This is a genomic window from Streptomyces sp. NPDC020422 (assembly GCF_044386705.1).
GTDB lineage: Bacteria > Actinomycetota > Actinomycetes > Streptomycetales > Streptomycetaceae > Streptomyces.
The window spans coordinates 382,030-402,328 of record NZ_JBIRVJ010000001.1 but is presented as its reverse complement, the minus strand read 5'-3'; the positions used below and the strand labels follow the sequence as shown (position 1 = coordinate 402,328).

Here is a 20,299-nt window from a genome sequence, read left to right as displayed (position 1 = left end):
CAGTGTGCTACCTCGCGGACTCGGGGGCCGGACCGAGGACCCGGTCGAGGTAGGCGTTGGCGAAGACGCCGGTCGGGTCGTGCTCGTCCCGCACGGCGGTGAAGTCGTCGAAGCGCGGGTAGCGGGGGCGCAGTGCGGCGGCGTCGAGCTGGTGCATCTTGCCCCAGTGGGGGCGTCCGCCGAAGGAGCCGAGGATCTCCTCGCAGGCCCTGAAGTACCTCTCGTGGGGCATCCGGTGGTACTGGTGGAAGGCGATGTAGCAGCTTTCCCGGCCGTACGCGGTGGACAGCCAGATGTCGTCCGGGGCGGCGAAGCGGACCTCCAGCGGGAACGACACCCGCTCGTCGTTGCGGTCGATCCAGCGTTTGATCTCCCGCAGCGCGTCCACGGCGTGCTCGCGGGGGACGGCGAACTCGCCCTCGTGGAAGCGCACGTCGCGGACCGAGGCGAAGACCTTGTACGAGAGGTCGGTCCACTCGCGGGCGGACATGGCGCGGGCCGCGAAGCGCGCGATGGGCCGGACGAGCGCGGGGACGCGGGTGCCGAGGCGGTTGAGCAGGTCGAAGCCGGGGCCGCTGACGGTCTCGTCCAGGCGCCGGGAGAACTCCCCGATCGGGGCGAGCGGGGCGTCGCCGGGCAGTCGGCTGAAGCTCCGGGTGAGCGTGGTGGTGCTGTGCGGGAACCAGAAGAACTCGAAGTGGGCGTTGGCGTCGGCGAGTTCGTGGAGGCGGGCCAGGGTCTCCTCGACCGGCTTCGCCTCGTCCCTGGCGTGCAGGGCGAAGAGCGGGACGCACTGGAGGGTGACCCGGGTGAGGACGCCGAGGGCGCCGATTCCCACGCGGGCGGCGGCGAAGAGCTCGGGCCGCTCGTCGGCCGAGCAGCTGACGGGGGTGCCGTCGGCGAGGACCAGTTCGAGCGCGCGCACCTGGGTCGCGATGCCGCCGAAGCGGGTGCCGCTGCCGTGGGTGCCGGTCGAGATGGCTCCGGAGACGGTCTGCCGGTCGATGTCGCCGAGGATCTCCAGGGCCAGTCCGTGCTCGGCGAGGAGCGGGTTGAGCCGCCACAGCGGCATGCCCGCGCCCACCGTGACCAGGCCCGTCGCCCGGTCGACGGACTCCAGTCCGGCGAGCCGGTCCAGCCGCAGCTGGACGTCGGGGGCGACGGCCACGGGGCTGAAGGAGTGGCCGGCGCCGACGGCCTTGACGCGCTTGCCCTCGCGGACGGCAGAGGTCACCGCGGCCGCCACCTCGTCGGTGTTCGCGGGGCGCAACACCCTTGCCGGGGTGGCGTGTTCGCTGCCCGACCAGTTGCGCCACGTGCCCGCCACGTTCGTCATGCCCGGAGTCCTCTCGAGGGGATCGGCGGTCCGCGCCGTAGGGGGCGCGGTCGACGGAAGACTGAACTCGGTCAGTTGTCCAAGTCAAGCGTCCTGAAGCATTGACTTGGCCCGGCGGCCGAGAGAGGGTGGCGCCCCCGAGCAGGACCGAGCACATCCCAGGAGGGGAGCAGCCTTGCCGGCCACCACCGCCGTCCGTGCCGCCGTCGCACCGATGTCCTTCGAGGAGCTCCGCCGGGCCACGGCCGAGCTCAGCCCGCCGTTCGCGGTCGTCGACCTCGGCGCCCTGCGCGCCAACGCCGGCGGCATGGCCCGGCGCGCCGGTGGCAAGCCGATCCGGCTGGCCAGCAAGTCGTTGCGGTGCCGGCCGCTGATCGAGCAGGTCCTGCGCATGCCCGGCTTCTCCGGCGTGCTCGCGTTCACGCTGCCCGAGGCGCTGTGGCTGGCGCGGACGGCCGACGAGGCCGTGGGCGACATCCTGGTCGGCTATCCGTGTGCCGATCCGGCCCCGCTGCGCGAACTGGCCGCCGACGAGCGGGCCGCCGCCCGGGTCACGATCATGATCGACTCCCTGGAACACCTCGACCTGCTGGACTCCGTGCTCGGCGCGGACGGCCCGGCGGTGCGGGTCTGTCTCGACCTGGACGCCTCGCTGCGGCTGCTCGGCGGCCGCGTCCACCTCGGGATGCGCCGCTCCCCGCTGCACAGTCCCGGCGCCGCCGCCGCGCTGGCCCGCGCCGTGGTGGCGCGGCCCCGGCTGCGGCTCGTCGGCGTGCTCTCCTACGAGGGCCAGATCGCCGGTGTCGCCGACGACCGGCCGGGTTCCCCGCTCGCCCGCTCGGCGCTGCGGCTCGTCCAGCGCGCCTCGGCACGGGAGCTGAGGCGACGGCGGGCCGAGGCCGTGCGGTCCGTGCTCGACGTCTCGCCGCTGGAGTTCGTCAACGGCGGCGGCACGGGCAGTCTGGAGGCCACCTCGGCCGAGGACGCGGTCACCGAGCTGGGGGCCGGCTCCGGGCTCTACTCCCCCGCGCTCTTCGACCACTACCGCGCCTTCCGGCCGCTGCCCGCCGCGTACTTCGCCCTCGACGTGGTCCGCCGGCCCGCGCCGCGGCACGTCACGGTCCTCGGCGGCGGCTGGACCGCCTCGGGTCCGGCGGGCGCCGACCGGCTGCCCGTGCCGGTGTGGCCGGCCGGGCTCCGGATGCTGGCCCAGGAGGGCGCGGGCGAGGTGCAGACGCCGCTGGTCGGCGACGCGGCCGACGGGCTCCGGCTCGGCGACCGGGTCTGGTTCCGCCACGCGAAGGCCGGCGAGCTGTGCGAGCGGGTGGACCGGCTCCATCTCGTCGAGGCGGGCGAGATCGTGGACGTCGTCCCCACCTACCGCGGCGAGGGGCACGCCTTCCTCTGATCCGCCCCGGGGTAGCGTGCCCCGGACACCCCTCTCACCTCCGGGAGTTCCCATGAGCCGCCGCTCCGCCGACGAGCGCCGCGAGCAGCTGATCGACGCGGCGATCCGGGTCATGATCCGCGACGGCGTGGCGAAGGCGACCACACGGGCCGTCGTCGCCGAGGCGGGGCTGCCGCTGGGCGCCTTCCACTACTGCTTCCGCTCCAAGGAGCAGCTGCTGCACAGCGTCATCGAGCGGATCATGCTGCGCGCCCTCGACCCGCCGGCCCCGGCGGACCCCGCCGCGCCCGGGGGCGTGTCCGTCGACGAGGTGGTGCGGGGCACTCTGCGGGCCTACTGGGACCGGGTACGCCAGAGTCCGGACGAGCACCTCCTGACGTACGAGCTGACCCAGTACGCGCTGCGCAAGCCGGGGCTCGCCGATGTGGCCCGCGGGCAGTACCGGCACTACACGGAGGTCAGTCTGCGGCAGTTGGAGACCATCGCGGTGCGGGCCGCCGCCGAGTGGACCATGCCGCTGCCCGTCCTGGCCCGCTACGGGCTGAGCGTGCTGGACGGGCTGACGCTCAACTGGCTGATCGACCGGGACGACGAGGCGGCCTCGGCGGCCCTGGACGCCTACGCGGACCACCTGGTCACCCTGGCCAGACCCGCCAAGGAACCGGCCGCGCGGGTCTGAGCGGTATGGCAGGGTCGGAGGCGTCCGCGCACCCACCCGAGTCCGGAGCCGCACGTGCACCCGTTGAGCCACGCCGATGTCAGGACAGCCGCCGACCGGATCGCCGGACACGTCCGCCCCGTGACGATCGCCCCCGGCGACCACGGCGGGGTGTCCCTCGCGCTCGAACTGATGCAGCACACCGGTTCCTTCAAGGCCCGGGGCGCGCTGAACTTCCTGCTCGCCCACCGCGAGGCGGGGACGCTCCCCTCGGCCGGCGTCACCATCGCCTCCGGCGGCAACGCGGGACTCGCCTGCGCCTGGGCGGCGCGCGGGCAGGACGTGCGCGCGACGGTCTTCCTGCCCGCCACGGCCCCGAAGGTGAAGGTCGACCGGCTGCTCGACTACGGCGCCGACGTGCGCCTGACCGGCACCGAGTACGCGGAGGCGCTGGCCGCCTGCGAGGAGTTCGCCGCCGAGACCGGCGCGCTCGCCTCGCACGCGTACGACCACCCGCTGATCGCCGCCGGAGCCGGCACCCTCTTCGAGGAGATCCACGACCGCATGCCCGGTCTGGACACGATCGTGGTCTCGGTCGGCGGGGGCGGGCTGTTCGCCGGGATCGCCACCGCCGCCCGGGCGCAGGGGGTCCGGGTGGTCGCGGTCGAGCCGGAGAACTGCCGGGCGCTCCACGCCGCCCTGGAGGCGGGCCGGCCCGTCGACGTCACCGTGGACTCGGTCGCCGCCGACTCGCTCGGCGCCCGCCGGGCCTCCGCGGCGGCCCTGCACGCGGCCGGCCAGGACCACGTCCGGTCGGTCCTGGTCCCGGACGCCGCCATCGTGCGCGCCCGCCTGGCCCTGTGGGCCGACCGCCGCCTGGCCGTGGAGCACGCCGCCGCCACGGCGTACGCCGCCGTGGGCGAGGCCTACCGCCCGGAGCCGGGCGAGCGGGTCTGTGTCGTCCTCTGCGGCTCGAACACGGACCCGTCGGACCTCGTCCAGGGCCTCACCCGGACGTAGGGACCCCGGCCGTCACTCGAACCGTGACGGGTCCCCCGCCCCGCGCCGTACGATCTCGGCCTCGCCGCTGGAGAAGTCGACGACCGTCGTCGGCTCCGTCCCGCAGTCGCCGGAGTCGACGACGGCGTCCAGGACGTGGTCGAGCCGCTCCTTGATCTCCCAGCCCTGGGTCATCGGCTCGGCCTCGTCGGGCAGCAGCAGGGTGCTGGAGACCAGCGGCTCGCCGAGTTCGGCGAGCAGCGCGCGGGTCACGGTGTGGTCGGGGATGCGGACGCCGACGGTCTTCTTCTTGGGGTGCTGCAGGCGGCGCGGGACCTCCCGGGTGGCCGGCAGGATGAAGGTGTAGCTGCCCGGGGTGGCCGCCTTGACGGCGCGGAAGACGTCGTTGTCGACGTGCACGAACTGGCCGAGCTGCGCGAAGTTCTCGCACACCAGGGTGAAGTGGTGGCGGTCGTCGAGCTGCCGGATCGTCTTGATCCGTTCGAGGCCGTCGTGGTTGTCCAGCCGGCATCCGAGCGCGTAGCAGGAGTCGGTGGGGTACGCGATGAGGGCACCGGACCTGAGGCTGTCGACCAGGGTGCCGATGGTGCGGGTCTGCGGGGTCTGCGGATGAACGTCGAAGTACTTCGCCATCGTCCGACCCTACGGGAAAACGCCATCGCCCTCCGGGACCGCTCGGGTCCCGGAGGGCGATGTCCCGTCTCAGGCGGGGGTCAGGCCGGGATCACCAGGTGCCCGGCGTCGACTGCCAGCTCTTCAGGGGGTTGTCGAATCCGCCGTCGGTGCGGGCCTTGAAGGTGTGGGCCGCGGTGGTGCCGGCATCGTCGTTGTACATGATCGCGATGTCCTCGCGGCCGTCGTGGTCGGTGTCGCCGGAGACCGGGAAGGACGCGTTCTGGACGTGCCAGGTGCCGGCGGGCGCCTGCCAGCTGCGGAAGTCCTCGTTGATCGTGCCGTCCGTCTTGCCGGTCAGGGTGAACAGCGAGGAGTTGCCGTAGCCGTAGTCGTACATGATGCCGAGGTCGGCACGGCCGTCGCCGTTGTAGTCACCCGCGGTGATCTTGCTGCGCCACCACTCCCACTGGCCGGGGGTACGGGTCCAGGACTTCACGCCCGGCCAGACACCGCCGTCGGGCTTGCCCAGGAAGGTGAACGCGGAGACCGAGCCGTCGGCGTAGCCGTACACGCCGACCACGTCGTCCTTGCCGTCGCCGTTGAAGTCGCCGGCAACGTACTTGGCGCTGCTCTGGTTCCAGTTGCCCGCGCCGGACCACCAGCTGACGAAGATGTTCTTGAACGAGCCGTCCGCGTTCGCCAGGAAGGTGTAGGCACCCGTCGTGGCGTTGCCGTGGTCGAACATCATCAGGACGTCGTCGCGGCCGTCGCCGTTGAAGTCGCCGGCGACGAGCTTGCCCTTGCTCGGCTCCCAGTTGCCGGGACCGGTGTACGCGCTGCGCGGCACCGTGGTGAACGTCCCGTCGGTCTGCCCCAGGAAGGTGAACATCCCGCTGGAGCCGTCGCCGTAGTCGTACAGGGCGGCCAGGTCGTCGCGGCCGTCGCCGTTGAAGTCACCCGACACCCACTGGGACTGGGAGACCCGCCAGGTCCAGGCCGGGTTGGTGGAGGCGACCTTCGGGGCGGCGAAACCGCCGTCCGCCTTCGCGAGGTGGGTGAACACCTGCATGGCGTCGGCACCGTAGTCGTAGACGGTGGCCAGGTCGGAGCGCCCGTCGCCGTTGAAGTCGCCCGCCAGCTCCCTGCGGAGGCTGTCCGTGCGGTCGCCCCAGTGGTGCTCGTCGGTGGCGCCGGTGTAGCGGTTGTGCCGGATGTAGCCGTTCTGGAAGTCGGTCCGGGGACCGCCCGCCACGTCGTACTCCTCCGACTGCGGGTATCCGAGCCAGCTCTTGCCGGCGCCCAGCGCGAGCCACTTGTTGCGGATGCTGCCCCACACGCCCCAGGCCTGGCCCGTGGTGGTGGTCCAGTAGATGGAACGGGAGTCGGAGGTCTCGCCGCGGCGCCGGAAGTGGTTGTAGCGGCCGATGTTGTCGTCGACGTTGGTCTCGTCGGTGGTCGGGTAGCCGAAGCCGGCCGGGCCGCCGAGCGCCAGGTACTTCTTGTAGATCGTGCCGTGGATGGAGCGTCCGCCGAAGTCGTACGTCCAGTAGATCGCGCCGTCGCCGCCGGAGCCGCGGAAGGTGGTGACCCAGGCGTCGCTCTCGAAGGTGGTCGACTCGTCGGAGGTCGGGTAGCCGAGGAAGCTCTTCTCGGCGCCCAGCGAGAACCAGTAGGCGCGGATGGCGTTGAAGACCATCCAGGCGCCGGTGGTCGGGTGCCAGTAGACCGAGACGTTCTCCTCGTTGGCCCCGTTCTGGCGGAAGTGCGCGTACCGGCCCTCGCCGTCCGGCGGGACCATGACGTCCGTGGTCGGGTAGCCGAAGGACGTGCCGCCCTTGGCCAGGTACTTGGCGAGGATCGGGCCGCACAGGGTGTGCGTGCCGGTCGCGCCGGAGGTGAAGCTCTGGCACTGGGACCAGGGGGTGCCGCCGAGCACGAGACGGCGGCCGGTGCCGAAGGCCGAACCGGCGCTCGTGGCGCGGCCCGGGTACTCGGTGATCTCGCCGCTGGCGTCGCGCGACCACAGGTCGGCGTAGCCGTCGGTCTCGAAGTCGCCGTCGCTGGTCAGGTTCGGCTGCGCGGTGCCGGTGAACCCGGTCGCGATGGAGGTGGCACGGACCGTGGTGTCGCCGTAGACCGCGAGGTCGGCGACGGTGGTCGCGGCCGCGTCGGTCGTGACCCGGCTGGTGTACTGGTGGATCTTGCCGCTCACCTTGTCCCGGGCCCAGATCTCCGGCAGCTTGTCGCCGTTGAGGTCACCGGGGGCGATGAGGGTCATGTTCTGCCAGTCGGCGTTGCCGAGCAGGACCGGCGGGCGCAGGCCGGTGGAGCCCACGTCGAGGTAGCCGGTCGTGTTCCCGAAGTAGAGGTAGAGCTCGCCGCCCGTCTTGACCAGCAGGTCGGGCTGGTCGGCGTTGTCGACCTTGGTGTCGCCGTTGTCGTCGTCGACGCTGCCGATGACGAGGATCTGGTCGGCCTGTCCCCAGTGGTCGTTGTCGGTCGACACGGTGGCCATCGGGACGCGGTTGGCGTCGATCGGCTGCAGGTCGCCGTTGCCGTTGCCGGGGTAGACGTACAGGTCCTTGCGGCTGCCGTCGGGCGAGGGGCGCAGGGCGACGAGGTCCTCGTAGTAGTCCTCGTTCCAGCTGCCGCGGTGGGACAGCGACACGGCGTCGGCGAAGGAGCCGCGGTCGAGCCTGCGGGACAGGTCGAAGGCGCCGTCGCCCTTGCCCGGGTGCATCCACAGCTGGCCGGAGCCCGGGTCGACGCTCCAGATGTCGACGGTCCCGTCGCCGTTGAGGTCACCGGGCTTGTCGCGGGTCGGCTTGCGCTTGGCGTAGAAGAGGTACGCCTTCAGGTCGGAGCGGTTGCCTGCCCCGTCGAGGCTGCGCACGAACAGGGTCTGCGGGCCGGTCGTGGAGGGGGTGTACTCCACCGAGGCGTCGCCGCCGGCCGCGGCCGGCGCGGCCTCGCGCACCTTCGGGTCGGACTCGGTCCACCACTGGTACTTCACGACGTCACCCTCGCCGTTGGCGTTGAAGGTGAAGACGCCCTTCGTACGCGCCTCGGCGGTCTTGTCCGGCTCGTTCTCGGGGAACTGCGCCGAGCTCACCTCGGGCGGGTGGCCCGGCCGGGTCGCGTCGATGCTGAACACGCACTGGCCCGCCCAGGGGCCGGCCGCGTAGTCGTCGAGGCCGCGGACGTCCCAGCGGTAGGTGCCGGTGGGCAGCTCGGACGCGGGGATGCGCACCTGGGCGACGTTGCCGTTGGTGACCCACACCTGGGGCCGCTTGATGGTGCCCCAGTAGTCCTTGTCGTTCCAGTAGTTGAACTCGGCCCGCAGCGCGTTGTCCTCGGCGTCCGAGACACGGGCGCGGAGCACGACCTCGTCGGTGGTGCCGATCATGCCGCCGCCGCAGGACACCGAGGGGTCGGAGCCGCGCTCCCAGATGGAGTTCGGGACGGTGTTGTACTGGGTGGATATCCGGGCGCTGTCCGGGTTCATCTTGCGCCAGGACACGTCGACGGTGTCGGTGGCCGACTTCAGGCCCATGGTCCAGGCCGGCCAGTGCCAGCGCGCCGCGTCGGCGACCGCCGAGGTGACGTTGAGCTCGATGGTGTCGCCGTCGCCGGGGCAGTTGCGGCCGCCGAAGGACTGGCCGGAGGAGTCGACGAGACGCTTCCACTTGGGCTGGTTGTTCCAGGTCACCCAGGTGCCGATGCCGTCGGTGTCCCAGATCTGGACGTCACCGGACTGGCAGCTCCAGGAGCCGGCGTACTTCTGCTGGATGCGGAAGGTGGAGGACAGGATCTGCTTGTCCCACAGGCTGCCCATGCCGACCTGGAAGAAGGTCTTGGCGCAGACGACCGCGTAGTTGTTGGCGGAGTCCTTGGCGCAGCCGACGCGGGCTTCCTTGCTGAGCGTGCCACCGTTCCAGTAGTTGGTGTTCGCCGAGTTCGAGAAGGAGTTGTGCTTGTAGGCGAGCGTCCACGCCGACTTCCAGTCGTCGCGCCACACCGGGTCGATGACGACGGGGTACTTGGTGCCGGGAGCGGTCAGCAGCTTCCGGTCGGGGGTCAGGGTGAGGGTGGAGCCCTTCAGCGCGACGCCGAGGTCCGCCTGGCGGGTGCCGAGGGAGATGCCGTCCACGGCCTCCACCGGGTCGGCCACCGCGGCGGCACGCTTCGCGGCGGCCGTCCGCGGGGCGGTGGCCTGCACGGCCGGCTGGTCGGCGCCGGAGTCCCACATCTGCGGCTTGCCCGAGCTGAACAGCGCCTTGCCCGCCGGGTCGAGCGCCCGCAGCTCGCCGTTGGCCTCCTTGCGGACGGTCAGGCCCTTGCCCTTGAGGCCGAAGCTGAGGGAGGCGAGGGCCGGGTCGTCGGCGGCCTTGCGGTTCTTGACGACCAGCTGGTGCGAGAAGCCGGTGACGTCGGCCGTCACCCGCAGGTCGACGCCGCGCAGCACCTCGGGGTAGACGGCGCTGTCGCCCTCGATGCGCGGGGCGGGCAGCGGCTTCGGCCAGCTCAGGGAGATGTCCCGGCCGTCCTTGCGCATGGTGACGAGGGGGGCGCTGCCGCCGCCGGAGAAGGTGAGCCCGACGCGGGTGGCGCGGGGGGCGATCCGTCCGTCGCTCTGCCGGCTCAGACCGGTGTCCACGCTCACGAGCCTGCCGCCGCGCAGGACGCGGATCGGGACCAGGGCGTGGTTCTGGGTGAACGTGCCGTCCGGGTTGGCCCAGACGTCGTCGGTCTCGGTGCGCTTGGAGGGGAGCTCGACCGGCTTGCCGGTGCGCTTGGCCTCCTTGGTCGCCTTGGCGTGGACGGCGGCGTCCGCCGCGGTCTTGGCGGCGTCGGCCTTGCGCGCTCCGGCGTCCGCGGCGGCGCGGCCCGCGGGCGCCCCGCCCGGAGCGGTCGGGGCGGTGGCGGCGGTCGCCTCGACGACGGGCAGCGTGCCGAGCAGCAGCGCGGCGAGGACCGTGCCGGCGGCGGCGCGGAGCGTACCGCGGCGGCGTGGCGGATCGTCGACGCGGGCACGCGTCGGGTTGGGTCTCACGAAGTGGTTCCTCGGGGTCGGGTCGACCACCACGCGGGAGCGGGTGGCCGAAACGGCTGGTTCCGGCCGCTCGCCGATGACCGCTTCCCGGCCACCTCGACGATCGGCCGTTGGCGTTCGATTATTTGTAGCAGCAGCGGGGGCTCTCGCGTGACGCGTTCCCGTCACCGGGCCGGTCGCACCGCCCCTGGGTTAACCCGAGATTGACGGCAGCTCAAATCCTCACCTCCGACTGCGCTTTTTTCCAATACGACCAGCACGTTCCTCCCTGACACTGCCTCAAGCACCGCTCCCTGCGCCGCCTCGACGCCCGGGGGATCCACTGTTAGGTTCAGCGCCGACCCTAGAAGCGCGATCATGACAGCCTCACGCTTCTCTCATATCGATCTCACGGAGTGTTCGAATCTTGAGAAGATCCAAGGCGCACGCCTGGCGTGCGCCTCTCAGGCGTCCCTGGCGGTGGCCGATACCGCTGCTGGCGCTGAGTCTGATGACCACCGGCCTCACGGCCGTGGACGCGACCGCAGCCCCCTCCGACCTGCGTCTCCTGGAGACGCAGAAGCTCACCAAGGTCGGCGGCGCGCCCGTCACCGGAAAGCCGGCGCCCGGCCCCGCCGAGTCCCAGAAGAAGGCCTGGAAGAAGGCACCGGCCATCGCCTGGCCGAAGGCCGGCTCCGCCGAAGTCACCCTCCCCGCACCCGAGTCCGCCTCCGCCGGGCAGCTGAACACCCGGGGCGCCCTCGGCAGCGGAGCCGCACGGTCCGCCAAGGCGGGCACACCGGTCCGGGCCGGCACCCTGCCGGTGAAGGTCGCCGCGCTCCCGGCACGCGCCGCCGGCGGACCCGCCGCACGCGCCGTCAAGCAGCCGGCCGCGGCGGCGAACACCGCCCCGGTCAAGGTGAAGGTCGGCCTGCTCGACCAGGCCGCGGCCCGCCGCGCCGGGCTCGCCAACAGCCTGCTCCTGTCGGTCCAGCGCACCGACACGGGCAGCTCCTCGGCCCCCGTCTCGGTCGAACTCGACTACAACGCCTTCAAGAACGCGTACGGCGGCGGCTGGGGCTCCCGGCTGCGCTTCACCGCGCTCCCGGCCTGCGCCCTGACCACGCCGAAGCAGCCCGGCTGCCGGAACGGCACCCCGGTCACCACGGTCAACGACCCGAAGACCGGCAAGCTCGTCGCCACGTTCGACGCCCCGGCCCAGCGGACCACGGCCACCGCCTCCGGCGCCCTGCGCTCGCGGGCCACCGCCGGCACGCAGTCGGTCACGCTGGCCGCCACCGCGGGCGCGGACGGCGCCAACGGCACGTACAAGGCGACCTCGCTGAACCCCTCCGGCTCCTGGCAGGCCGGCGGTTCCGCGGGTGACTTCTCCTGGTCGTACCCGCTGGACATCCCCGCCTCGCTCGGCGGCCCGAGCCCCTCGCTGACGCTCGGCTACTCCAGCTCGACCATCGACGGCCGCACCTCGGCCTCCGCGCAGCAGACCTCCTGGGTCGGCGACGGCTGGGACCTGGCCTCGAACTACATCGAGCGGTCCTATGTGCCGTGCAGCCAGGACAAGCGCCCGAACTCCGGGTACAACAACCCGAAGGACGACACCGGCGACCTCTGCCACGGCGCCCCGATGGTCACCCTGTCGCTCAACGGCGGCTCCACCCAGCTCGTCCTGGACGACGCCACCAAGAAGTGGCGTCCGGCCAAGGACGACGGCTCCCGGGTCGAGCTGCTCCAGGGCGCCCAGAACGGGGACAAGGAGGGCGACCACTGGCGGTTCACCAACCCGCAGGGCATCCAGTTCTACTTCGGTCTGAACAGGGTCCCCGGCTGGACCTCGGGCAAGCCCGTCACCAACTCCGCCTGGACGGTGCCGGTCTACGGCAACCACCCGGGTGAGCCCTGCTACACGGCCACCTTCGCCGACTCCGTGTGCGACCAGGTGTACCGCTGGAACCTCGACTACGTCGTGGACCCGCGCGGCAACGCCATGACGTACTGGTACGAGAAGGAGACCAACTACTACGGCTCCAACTACCAGATCGCCGGCGGCTCGACCGCCCGGCCCTACGACCGTTCCGGCTGGCTCGACCACATCGCGTACGGCCTGCGCAGCGACGCACTCTTCGCCGAGCCCCCGGCCCAGGTGGACTTCGAGGTCGCCGAGCGCTGCCTGGCGACGGCCGACTTCGACTGCGACCCGGCCAAGCTGAAGCCGGAGGTCGACTGGAGCATCGCCAAGCAGTGGCCGGACACCCCCGGCGACCAGCTGTGCGCCTCGGGCGAGGAGTGCAAGGGGCGGTTCACCCCGACCTTCTTCACCCGCAAGCGCCTGACCGAGGTCACCACCACGGTCTGGAACGGCACCACGCGCAAGCCCGTCGACACCTGGAAGCTCACGCAGGACTTCCCGATGACGGGTGACGGCACGGACTACCCGCTGTGGCTGTCCGAGATCCGGCACACCGGCCGCAACGGCGGCGACCTGCCGCTGCCGCCCGTGAAGTTCCGCGGCAAGCAGCTCGACAACCGGGTCGACGGCGCCTCGGACGGCAAGCCGCCGTACAAGCGCTACCGCGTCGAGGCGATCGACACGGAGACCGGCTCGACGATCCTGGCGCACTACGCCGACACCCAGTGCACCGCCACCGCGCTGCCCTCGTCCCCCGAGACGAACAAGATGCGGTGCTACCCGGTCATCTCGGAGATCCCGGACCCGGCCGACCCGAAGCGCGAGAAGAAGCTCTACGTCACCGACTGGTTCCACAAGCACGTCGTCGACTGGGTCCAGGAGGAGGACCGCAACGGCAACTCGCCGACGCGGCGCACCGAGTACCAGTTCATCGGCGACCCGGCGTGGGCCTTCGACGACGAGACCGAGATGATGCGGCCGAAGACCCGCACCTGGTCGCAGTGGCGTGGTTACGAGCGGGTCCGCACCTACATCGGCGTGGCGCCCGACCGGCGCTCGCAGACGGAGACGCTGTTCTTCCGCGGCCTCGACGGCGACCGTGCGACGCCCTCCGGCGGCACCAAGTCGGTCAAGGTGCGGGACTCCGAGGGCAACGAGATCCCGGACCACCGCCTCTTCGCCGGCCAGACCCGCGAGGTCCTGGCGTACGACGGCGAGGGCGGCCCGCTGGAGGCGGCCACCACCTACACCCCGTGGCTGCACGGCCCCACCGCGACCCGCCTGCGCAAGGGCGCGGTCCCGGAGGAGGACATCGAGCCGCAGGAGTCGTACGTCCAGCAGACCTCGGACGTCGCCTCCCGCATCCTCCTCTCCGACGGCCGCGGCTGGCGCCGTACGGCGATGCACACGGACTACGACGACCGCGGCTTCGCCCAGTCGGTCTCGAACCGCGGCGACATCGCCGACCCGTCGGACGACAGCTGCACCCGCTACGAGTACGACGAGGACCCGGCGCGCTGGATCCTCGCGCGGCAGAAGCGGGTGGAGTCGGTCGCGAAGGCGTGCGACGCGGCGAACGTCGCGCGTCCCGAGGACGTGACGTCGGACGTGCGGATGCACTATGACGCGGCGGGGAATGTGCAGTCGACGGAGTCGCTTTCGGGCTACTCGGGCGGCACGCCGCAGTACACGACGGACGGCAGCGCCGAGTACGACGCGTACGGGCGGCCGACGGCGACGACGGACGTGTTCGGCAAGGTGACGCGGACGGCTTACACGCCGGCTTCGGGCCAGATCGTCTCGAAGGTCGTCACGACGAACCCTCTGGGGCATACCGACACCACCGAGACGGACCAGGGCCGCGGTTCGGTCCTCGCCCAGACGGACGCCAACGGACGCCGTCAGGTGATGCGGTACGACGCTCTCGGTCGCCTTCTCAAGGTCTGGTCCCCGGACCGCGACCCGCTGACTAAATCGCCCGACGGCGAGTTCTCGTACGACGTCCGCACCGACGGCCCGGTGGTCATCACCAACAAGGCCCTGCTGGACGACGGTACCTACCGCACCAGCTACGACATCTACGACGCGAGCCTGCGCATCCGCCAGACCCAGATGGAGGCGCTGGGCGGTGGCCGGGTCATCTCGGACACCTTCTACAACAGCCTCGGCCAGGTCTGGAAGTCCAACGGCGCCTACTACACGGACGGCGCTGCCTCCGGTGTCCAGTGGGCTCCGAAGGACAACGAGGTCCCGTCCTCGACGATGACCACGTACGACGGTTCCGGCCGCGCGACCGCGCAGATCTCCCGCAAGTTCGGCGTGGAGACCTCACGGACCACGACCACGTACGGCGGCGACAACATCACCGTCGACCCGCCGAAGGGCGAGACCCCGACCCGGGCCTTCCTGGACGGCGCGGGCCGCAAGACGGAGCTGCGCTTCTTCAAGGCGGACTCGCCGACGGGGGCGTACGACACGACGCGGTACACGTACAACCGGCGCGGGATGCTGGAGTCGGTCGTCAGCCAGGCGGGCGACCGGTGGTCCTTTGAGTACGACATCCGCGGTCGCCAGACGAAGCAGACGGACCCCGACAAGGGAACGTCGACGGCGAAGTACGGCCAGGGCGACCGGTTGGAGTCCGTCACCGACGCCCGCGGCAAGACCATCGCGCCCGAGTACGACGTGCTGGGCCGGGTCGTCGCCACGCACGAAGGCTCGGTGACGGGTCCGACGCTGACGTCGACCACGTACGACACCCTGCCAGGGGCGATCGGGCTGCCAGTCACCTCCACCCGCTACGTGGGCGGTAATGCCTACAAGCAGGAGATCACGGGCTACGACACCGAGTACCGTCCGACTGGGTCGAAGATCACCATCCCGGCCTCGGAGGGTGCGCTCGCCGGCACTTACAGCTTCTCCACCGGCTACCGGCCGAACACCGGTCTCACCGCCTGGACGATGCAGCCGGCGGTGGGTGGCCTGCCCAGCGAGATCACCACGCAGACGTATAACCACTTCGAACTGCCCACCATCATGGGCGTCGGAGGGAAGACGTTCGTCGGCAAGGTCGACTACTCACCCATGGGCGACGTGCTGCGCACAGAGTCGGGACCGGCAGGCTCCCAGGTCTACCAGACGAACTACTACGACGAGCAGACCCGCGACCTTCTGCGGACCGTCAACGACCGCGAGGTGTCCCCGAGCCGGATCAACGACACGACGTTCGAGCGTGACGACGTCGGCAACATCCTGAAGATCACGGACAAGGAGGGGGCTGAGGCCACCGCCGACGTCCAGTGCTTCACGTACGACTACCTGCGCCGGATGAACGAGGCGTGGACCGCCACGGACGACTGCGCCGCGAAGCCCGGATCCGCAGGACCCGGCTCCGCCCCCTCTGTGGGAGGCCCGAACCCGTACTGGACCTCGTACAGCTTCGACGCGGCCGGCAACCGTACGAAGGAGATCCAGCACTCTCCCACCGGTGACCTCACCAAGGACGTCACCCGCCTCTTCACCTACGGCGTTCCGGGTCAGGCCCGCGCCAACCAGCTGACCAAGGTCGACACTTCCGGGCCGGGAGGCTCGCGCACCGAGTCGTACACGTACGACGAGGCGGGCAACACCCGTACCCGGACGATCCAGGGCGACACCCAGACTCTGGAGTGGGACGTCGCCGGCCAGCTGGCGAAGGTGGTCAAGGGAACCGAGTCGACGGAGTTCGTCTATGACTCGAGCGGCAGCCGTCTGATCAAGCGCGACAAGACGGGCACCACGCTCTACCTGCCGGGCACCGAGGTGAAGCTCACTGCCGCGGGCAAGCTGGAGGCCACGCGCTACTACGCCCATGCCGCGGGACCGACCATGGTCAAGACGGCAAAGGACGGCGTGATCACCACGTCGTACCTGTTGGGCGATCAAAACGGCACTGCCACCACATCGGTGGACGCCTCGACCTCTGCCATCACCCGCCGTAAGTTCACGCCCTTCGGCGAGACTCGGGGTTCCGTCCCGGCCGTATGGCCGGGCAAGAAGGGCTTCGTCGGCGGAGAGACCGACGAGACCACCGGCCTGGTCCACCTGGGCGCGCGCGAGTACGACCCCGCGGCGGGACGGTTCCTGTCAGTCGACCCTGTGGTCGACTACAACGAGCCCAAGCAGATGAACCCGTACGCCTACGCGAACAACTCGCCGGTGACGTACAGCGACCCGAGCGGCCTCTCCATCGCGCCGCCTGTGATGCCTGTCATGGACTTCACGGCGGCAGAAGAGGCCTGGGCCCGCATGGTTCAGGGCAAGAGCGCGCTGGACGTGGCTCTTGAGGTCGCCATGGGCATCCTCAAGGACGTCTCGGGCTACAACGACATCAAGGCGTGCCTCAGCGGTGACATGTGGGCCTGTGGCAGCCTGGCCCTCGACGCGGCACTGCCGTTTGCCGGCCGGGCCAAGCGCATCCTGAAGGCACTCGACCGTGCCTGGGAGGCCTTCAACAGCTGGGCCTCGAAGCTCGCCCTTGCGCGCGACATCATGCGCAAGGTCGAGCGCTACCAGCAGGCCATGGCCAAGTACGCCGAGGATCTGGCCGAATGGAAGCGACAGGTCGAAGAAGCCGCCGAACGCGCGAGAAAGCTGGAGGAAGAGGCCGCGGCGGCCCGCAGAGCCGCCCAGGAGGCCGCAGCCGCAGCCGCCAAGAAGGCCGACGAAGCCGCGGCGACAGCAGCGAAGCAGGGCAAGTCCTCGGCACAGAAGGCGAAGAAGGCGGACGGCGACGGCAAGTCGTCGAAGTCCTCCGAGTCGAAGAAGGCGGACGAGCCGAAGAAGTCGGCCGGCAAGGAGACCGACACCGGATCCGAGCAGGGCACCGCCTGCAACAGCTTCGTGCCCGGCACGAAGGTATTGATGGCGGACGGTTCGGCCAAGGCGATCGAGGACGTCGAAATCGGCGACGAGGTCGTCGCGACGGATGAGGAATCCGGCACCACTGCGCCCCGGCCGGTTGTCGCCCAGATCATCGGAGAGGGCCAGAAGCACCTCGTCGAGATAACGATCGACACCGACGGCACCAAGGGCGACGCCGAGGAGAAGATCACTGCCACCGACGGCCACCCCTTCTGGGCACCAGCCCTGGGCACGTGGCTGAAGGCCACGGACCTGGAGGCCGGCGAGTGGCTCCGGACCTCCTCCGGCACCTGGGTCCAGGTCACCGAGGTCAAGCGCTGGACCCAGCACAAGAAGGTCCGCAACCTCACGGTCGCCAGCGAGCACACGTATTACGTGCTGGCTGGGGCGACGCCGGTCCTGGTCCACAACTGCGGAGGGATGAAGGCCTCCGAGAAGGTCAAGTCCCTGATGGCGGCGGGCAAGACCAGGGAGGCGGCCGATGTTCACTATGAAGACATGGTCAGGGCCAAGACCGGTGGAACGTCCCAGGACATCGACGGGCGCGAGATAGATGTCGTCACCAGCGACGCACTCATTCAGGTGAAGCGGACGTGGAGTGCCGTCAATAAGCCGAAGAACTTCCTCAGCAAATCCACGCGGAAGCAGATCAAGGAGACCATGGCCAGAGCCGAGGCCAGGGGTATGCGATGGGAGTACTGGTTCAAGTACGGCGTACACGACGACGTGCGAAGTTATATTGAAGGAAAGGGCGGAATCGTACGTATCGGACTGGGAGACTGATCTTCGGTGGCACGGTTCTTCAATGTTCGCGGCTTCCTCGACTGCGACTACGATGACCTGCCATCAATCCGGGAAATCATCGACGGGTACCGAACCGAGGGACATCGGTTTCACCTGTCGGACAGCGCGGTCGCGCTGTATCTGGATGGATGGCTGTTCCAGAAGAGGGAGATCAACTGGATCGCCCATGCGTTCTTCGGCGCCTCGATGAAAGCGGGAGGCGTGGACCTCGTATACGACCAGTTGGAAAACATTGCAAGACTCATCCCCGAGGTCAGTGGCGTCTTCTTCGTCGACGACGAGGAAAACGGGCCCACCCTCCGATGGGACGTAGCACAGAGTGAGGTCGTCAAACGCCACACCCCTGTCTCTCCGTCCGATCACCCCTGACGGGCGCAGCCCTGCGCTCTGACTGGTAGCACACACAGAGGCCCCGCCAGGCACGTCCTGGCGGGGCTTCCGCGTGGGGGCGGGACGGGATGGTCCCGTGCGGTCAGACCGCCGGCACCGCGTAAGACAGCAGCGACGCGAAGTTCCCCGCGTACGCGTCGTGCGGCGCGTTGCCCTCGAGGCGGAGCAGGGCCTCGTCGTTCTCGCGGAGCGAGGACTGGTCCAGGTTGTGGGAGCCGGTGAAGGTCCACTTGGTGTCCGGGTGGCCCGCGTAGTTGCCCTCGACCAGCAGGTACTTGGAGTGGACCAGGTAGCCGTCCGCCGTCTTCAGCTGCTTCAGCGTGATGTTGGCGCGGCCCTTCAGCGTGTCGACCTCGTTGCTCTCGGCGAACACGATCTGCACCTGGCAGCCCTGGCCCGCCAGGGAGACGAGGGCGTCGGCGACGGCGTCGCGGTGGAGGGCGAAGGCGGCGACGCGGACGATCGAGCGGTGGGTGGTGGGGGTGCCCACCGTCGTGTTGCCGGTGCAGGAGACGTTGTTCAGGACGTCGACGATCACGTCACCGGTCTGCTGCGGGAAGAAGTAGTACTTCTCCGTGCCGACCTTCGCCGTCGTGTAGTAGTTCGCGTTCTTCACGCCCGCCGCGAGGTCGTTGAAGTAGTTCACGTACGCCGTGTACAGGTCGGCGTTGCCGACCACCGTGTACGCGTTGTTCCAGTACTTGGCCGTGTTCACCGCCGTCTGGTTGGCCGAGGCCTGGATCACCACGTCCTCTCCGACGCCCACCGTGGGCCCGACCCGCGAGAACGTGAAGAACTTGTTGTGGTTGATCGGGTTCACGCCCCCGGTGGCGATGCACGCACCGCCGGCCGTGCAGACGTCCACCCAGGACTGGGCCGTCTTGTCCTTGCCCAGCGCGCCGATCAGGGACTGCGCGGCGGCCGAGTCGCTGTACTTCGCGTCCAGCACGACCCGTACGTTGACGCCCCGCGCGTGCGCGTCCGTCAGGGCGTTCGTGTAGTCCTGGTCGGTCAGGGCGTAGAGGGCCGCGCGGATGAGCCGGCCGGGCTCGGTCGCGTGGATCGCGCCGATGATGTGGTCCTTGACGGCGTTCTGCTCCGCCACCGTGCCCTTGGGGTTGTTGAACACCGCCCCCGTGGTGATCGGCGCGGGGTCCTCCGCCACGGCGGTGCCGGTGCTCGGCAGAAGCATGGCACCGGCGAGCAGGAGGGCCGCGCCTATGCGCCGTTGTGCAGCTGTGAAGATCGGAATCACTCCTCGGTCGGGCACGTCGATGCCCGTCGTCGATGGGTCGGACGAACCCCGCGCCAAGATCCACCGCGCGGGTGCGCGACAGCGTAGACCCCGCCCCCGGGGCCCGGAAACGGGCCCCCGCGGAGGCCCGCGCCTCCCGCCCCGGGGGCGCGACCAGGGCCAAGGGGGGGGGAGCGCAGCGGAGGTGCGTCGCCGGAGCGCGGCCGCGCGAGCTCCCGCCGGACGGGTGTTAACGACGCATAGAACTTTGAAGTGGCATTGGTTTCTAAACATGCTTTACCTGACGACGCAGTCGCCCGCCCCTCCCGGCGGCGGGCGCTCCGACGAACCGAAAGGCATGTCCGTGAAGCCGATGAAGCACAGGCCGCGCGCCTCGGTGGCCCTCGGGGTCGCGGTGGCGGCGATGGCCGTCGCCATGACCCCGGCCACCGCCGGGCCGGCGGGGGCGGCGCCCGAGCCCGCCGTAAAGCTGGTGTTCGACAAGAACCCGAGCGACCCGTCGAACTCCCGGCTGCTGCTGTACCGGAAGACCTCGGCCCGGGGAACGGCGAAGTACCGGCTGGTGGCCGGATACCGGGCGGGATCGGGCACTGGCGTCAAGGACGACTGCGCGACCGGCAAGGGCTGGATGCCGAACGGCGACTGGCGGATCAGGTTCAAGTCCCGTACGTACGACGGGGAACTGGTCAAGGGCTACGCCGTCTACCTGGAGGACATGCCCTGCACCACGGGGAAGCGGAAGAAGCGCACCGAGATGTTCATCCACTCGGAGATGAACCGCGACGGCTCCCAGGGCGGAACGGAGCGGCGCCGATGGGACGGTGACTCCGACTACCGGTCCAACGGCTGCGTCAAGTTGCGTCCCGATCACATCAAGGCGCTCTTCGACCACCTCGCGTCGGGCTGGCCCACCCATCTGCGCGTCGTCGCCTGAGCACCCCGCCCGCGCCGG

The 20,299-nt window shown here is 70.3% G+C and carries 10 protein-coding genes; 6 read left to right on the top strand and 4 right to left on the bottom strand.

Annotated features, from left to right (window positions below; translation table 11 throughout):
- Nucleotides 1–7 precede the first annotated feature (7 nt).
- A complete protein-coding gene (locus ACH414_RS01870; protein ID WP_398940561.1) occupies nucleotides 8–1,336 on the bottom strand; it encodes a D-arabinono-1,4-lactone oxidase in 1,329 nt (442 codons plus the stop codon).
- A gap of 175 nt (nucleotides 1,337–1,511) precedes the next feature.
- Here ACH414_RS01870 and ACH414_RS01865 point away from each other — a divergent pair, with 175 nt between their 5' ends.
- From ACH414_RS01865 to ACH414_RS01855, 3 genes are read left to right on the top strand one after another with little or no spacing between them, the layout of a single operon-like run.
- Nucleotides 1,512–2,744: an amino acid deaminase/aldolase gene (locus tag ACH414_RS01865; RefSeq protein ID WP_382534456.1), complete on the top strand. Its 1,233-nt coding sequence runs from the start codon at nucleotides 1,512–1,514 to the stop codon at nucleotides 2,742–2,744.
- A 52-nt stretch (nucleotides 2,745–2,796) separates the two neighbouring features.
- On the top strand, nucleotides 2,797–3,423 hold the full coding sequence (locus ACH414_RS01860; protein ID WP_382534454.1) for a TetR/AcrR family transcriptional regulator: 627 nt from the start codon (nucleotides 2,797–2,799) through the stop codon (nucleotides 3,421–3,423).
- Nucleotides 3,424–3,477: 54 nt separating this feature from the next.
- Nucleotides 3,478–4,422, top strand: coding sequence for a threonine/serine dehydratase (locus tag ACH414_RS01855; RefSeq protein ID WP_398940560.1), 945 nt, complete (start codon nucleotides 3,478–3,480; stop codon nucleotides 4,420–4,422).
- Nucleotides 4,423–4,434: 12 nt separating this feature from the next.
- Here the strand turns inward: ACH414_RS01855 and ACH414_RS01850 are convergent, their stop codons facing one another.
- Together ACH414_RS01850 and ACH414_RS01845 are read right to left on the bottom strand one after the other, a co-directional pair.
- Nucleotides 4,435–5,055 carry an L-threonylcarbamoyladenylate synthase gene (locus ACH414_RS01850; protein WP_382534450.1) on the bottom strand — a complete coding sequence of 207 codons (621 nt, stop codon included), beginning with the start codon at nucleotides 5,053–5,055 and terminating at the stop codon, nucleotides 4,435–4,437.
- A gap of 91 nt (nucleotides 5,056–5,146) precedes the next feature.
- Nucleotides 5,147–10,090 carry an FG-GAP-like repeat-containing protein gene (locus ACH414_RS01845; protein ID WP_382534449.1) on the bottom strand — a complete coding sequence of 1,648 codons (4,944 nt, stop codon included), beginning with the start codon at nucleotides 10,088–10,090 and terminating at the stop codon, nucleotides 5,147–5,149.
- A 490-nt stretch (nucleotides 10,091–10,580) separates the two neighbouring features.
- Between ACH414_RS01845 and ACH414_RS01840 the strand changes: the two genes are divergently transcribed.
- Nucleotides 10,581–17,681, top strand: a complete 7,101-nt coding sequence (locus ACH414_RS01840; protein ID WP_398940559.1) for a restriction endonuclease fold toxin — start codon at nucleotides 10,581–10,583, stop codon at nucleotides 17,679–17,681.
- Between the two features lie 6 nt (nucleotides 17,682–17,687).
- Complete coding sequence (locus ACH414_RS01835) at nucleotides 17,688–18,071, top strand: hypothetical protein (protein ID WP_382534445.1); 384 nt, start codon at nucleotides 17,688–17,690, stop codon at nucleotides 18,069–18,071.
- Between the two features lie 103 nt (nucleotides 18,072–18,174).
- On the opposite strand, the gene ACH414_RS01830 is transcribed toward ACH414_RS01835, so the two are convergent.
- Nucleotides 18,175–19,284 (bottom strand): phosphatidylserine/phosphatidylglycerophosphate/cardiolipin synthase family protein, encoded by a 1,110-nt coding sequence (locus tag ACH414_RS01830; protein ID WP_398940558.1) that lies wholly within the window; start codon nucleotides 19,282–19,284, stop codon nucleotides 18,175–18,177.
- A gap of 415 nt (nucleotides 19,285–19,699) precedes the next feature.
- On the opposite strand from ACH414_RS01830, the gene ACH414_RS01825 reads away from it, so the two are divergent.
- Complete coding sequence (locus tag ACH414_RS01825; RefSeq protein WP_398940557.1) at nucleotides 19,700–20,281, top strand: L,D-transpeptidase; 582 nt, start codon at nucleotides 19,700–19,702, stop codon at nucleotides 20,279–20,281.
- Nucleotides 20,282–20,299: the final 18 nt, after the last annotated feature.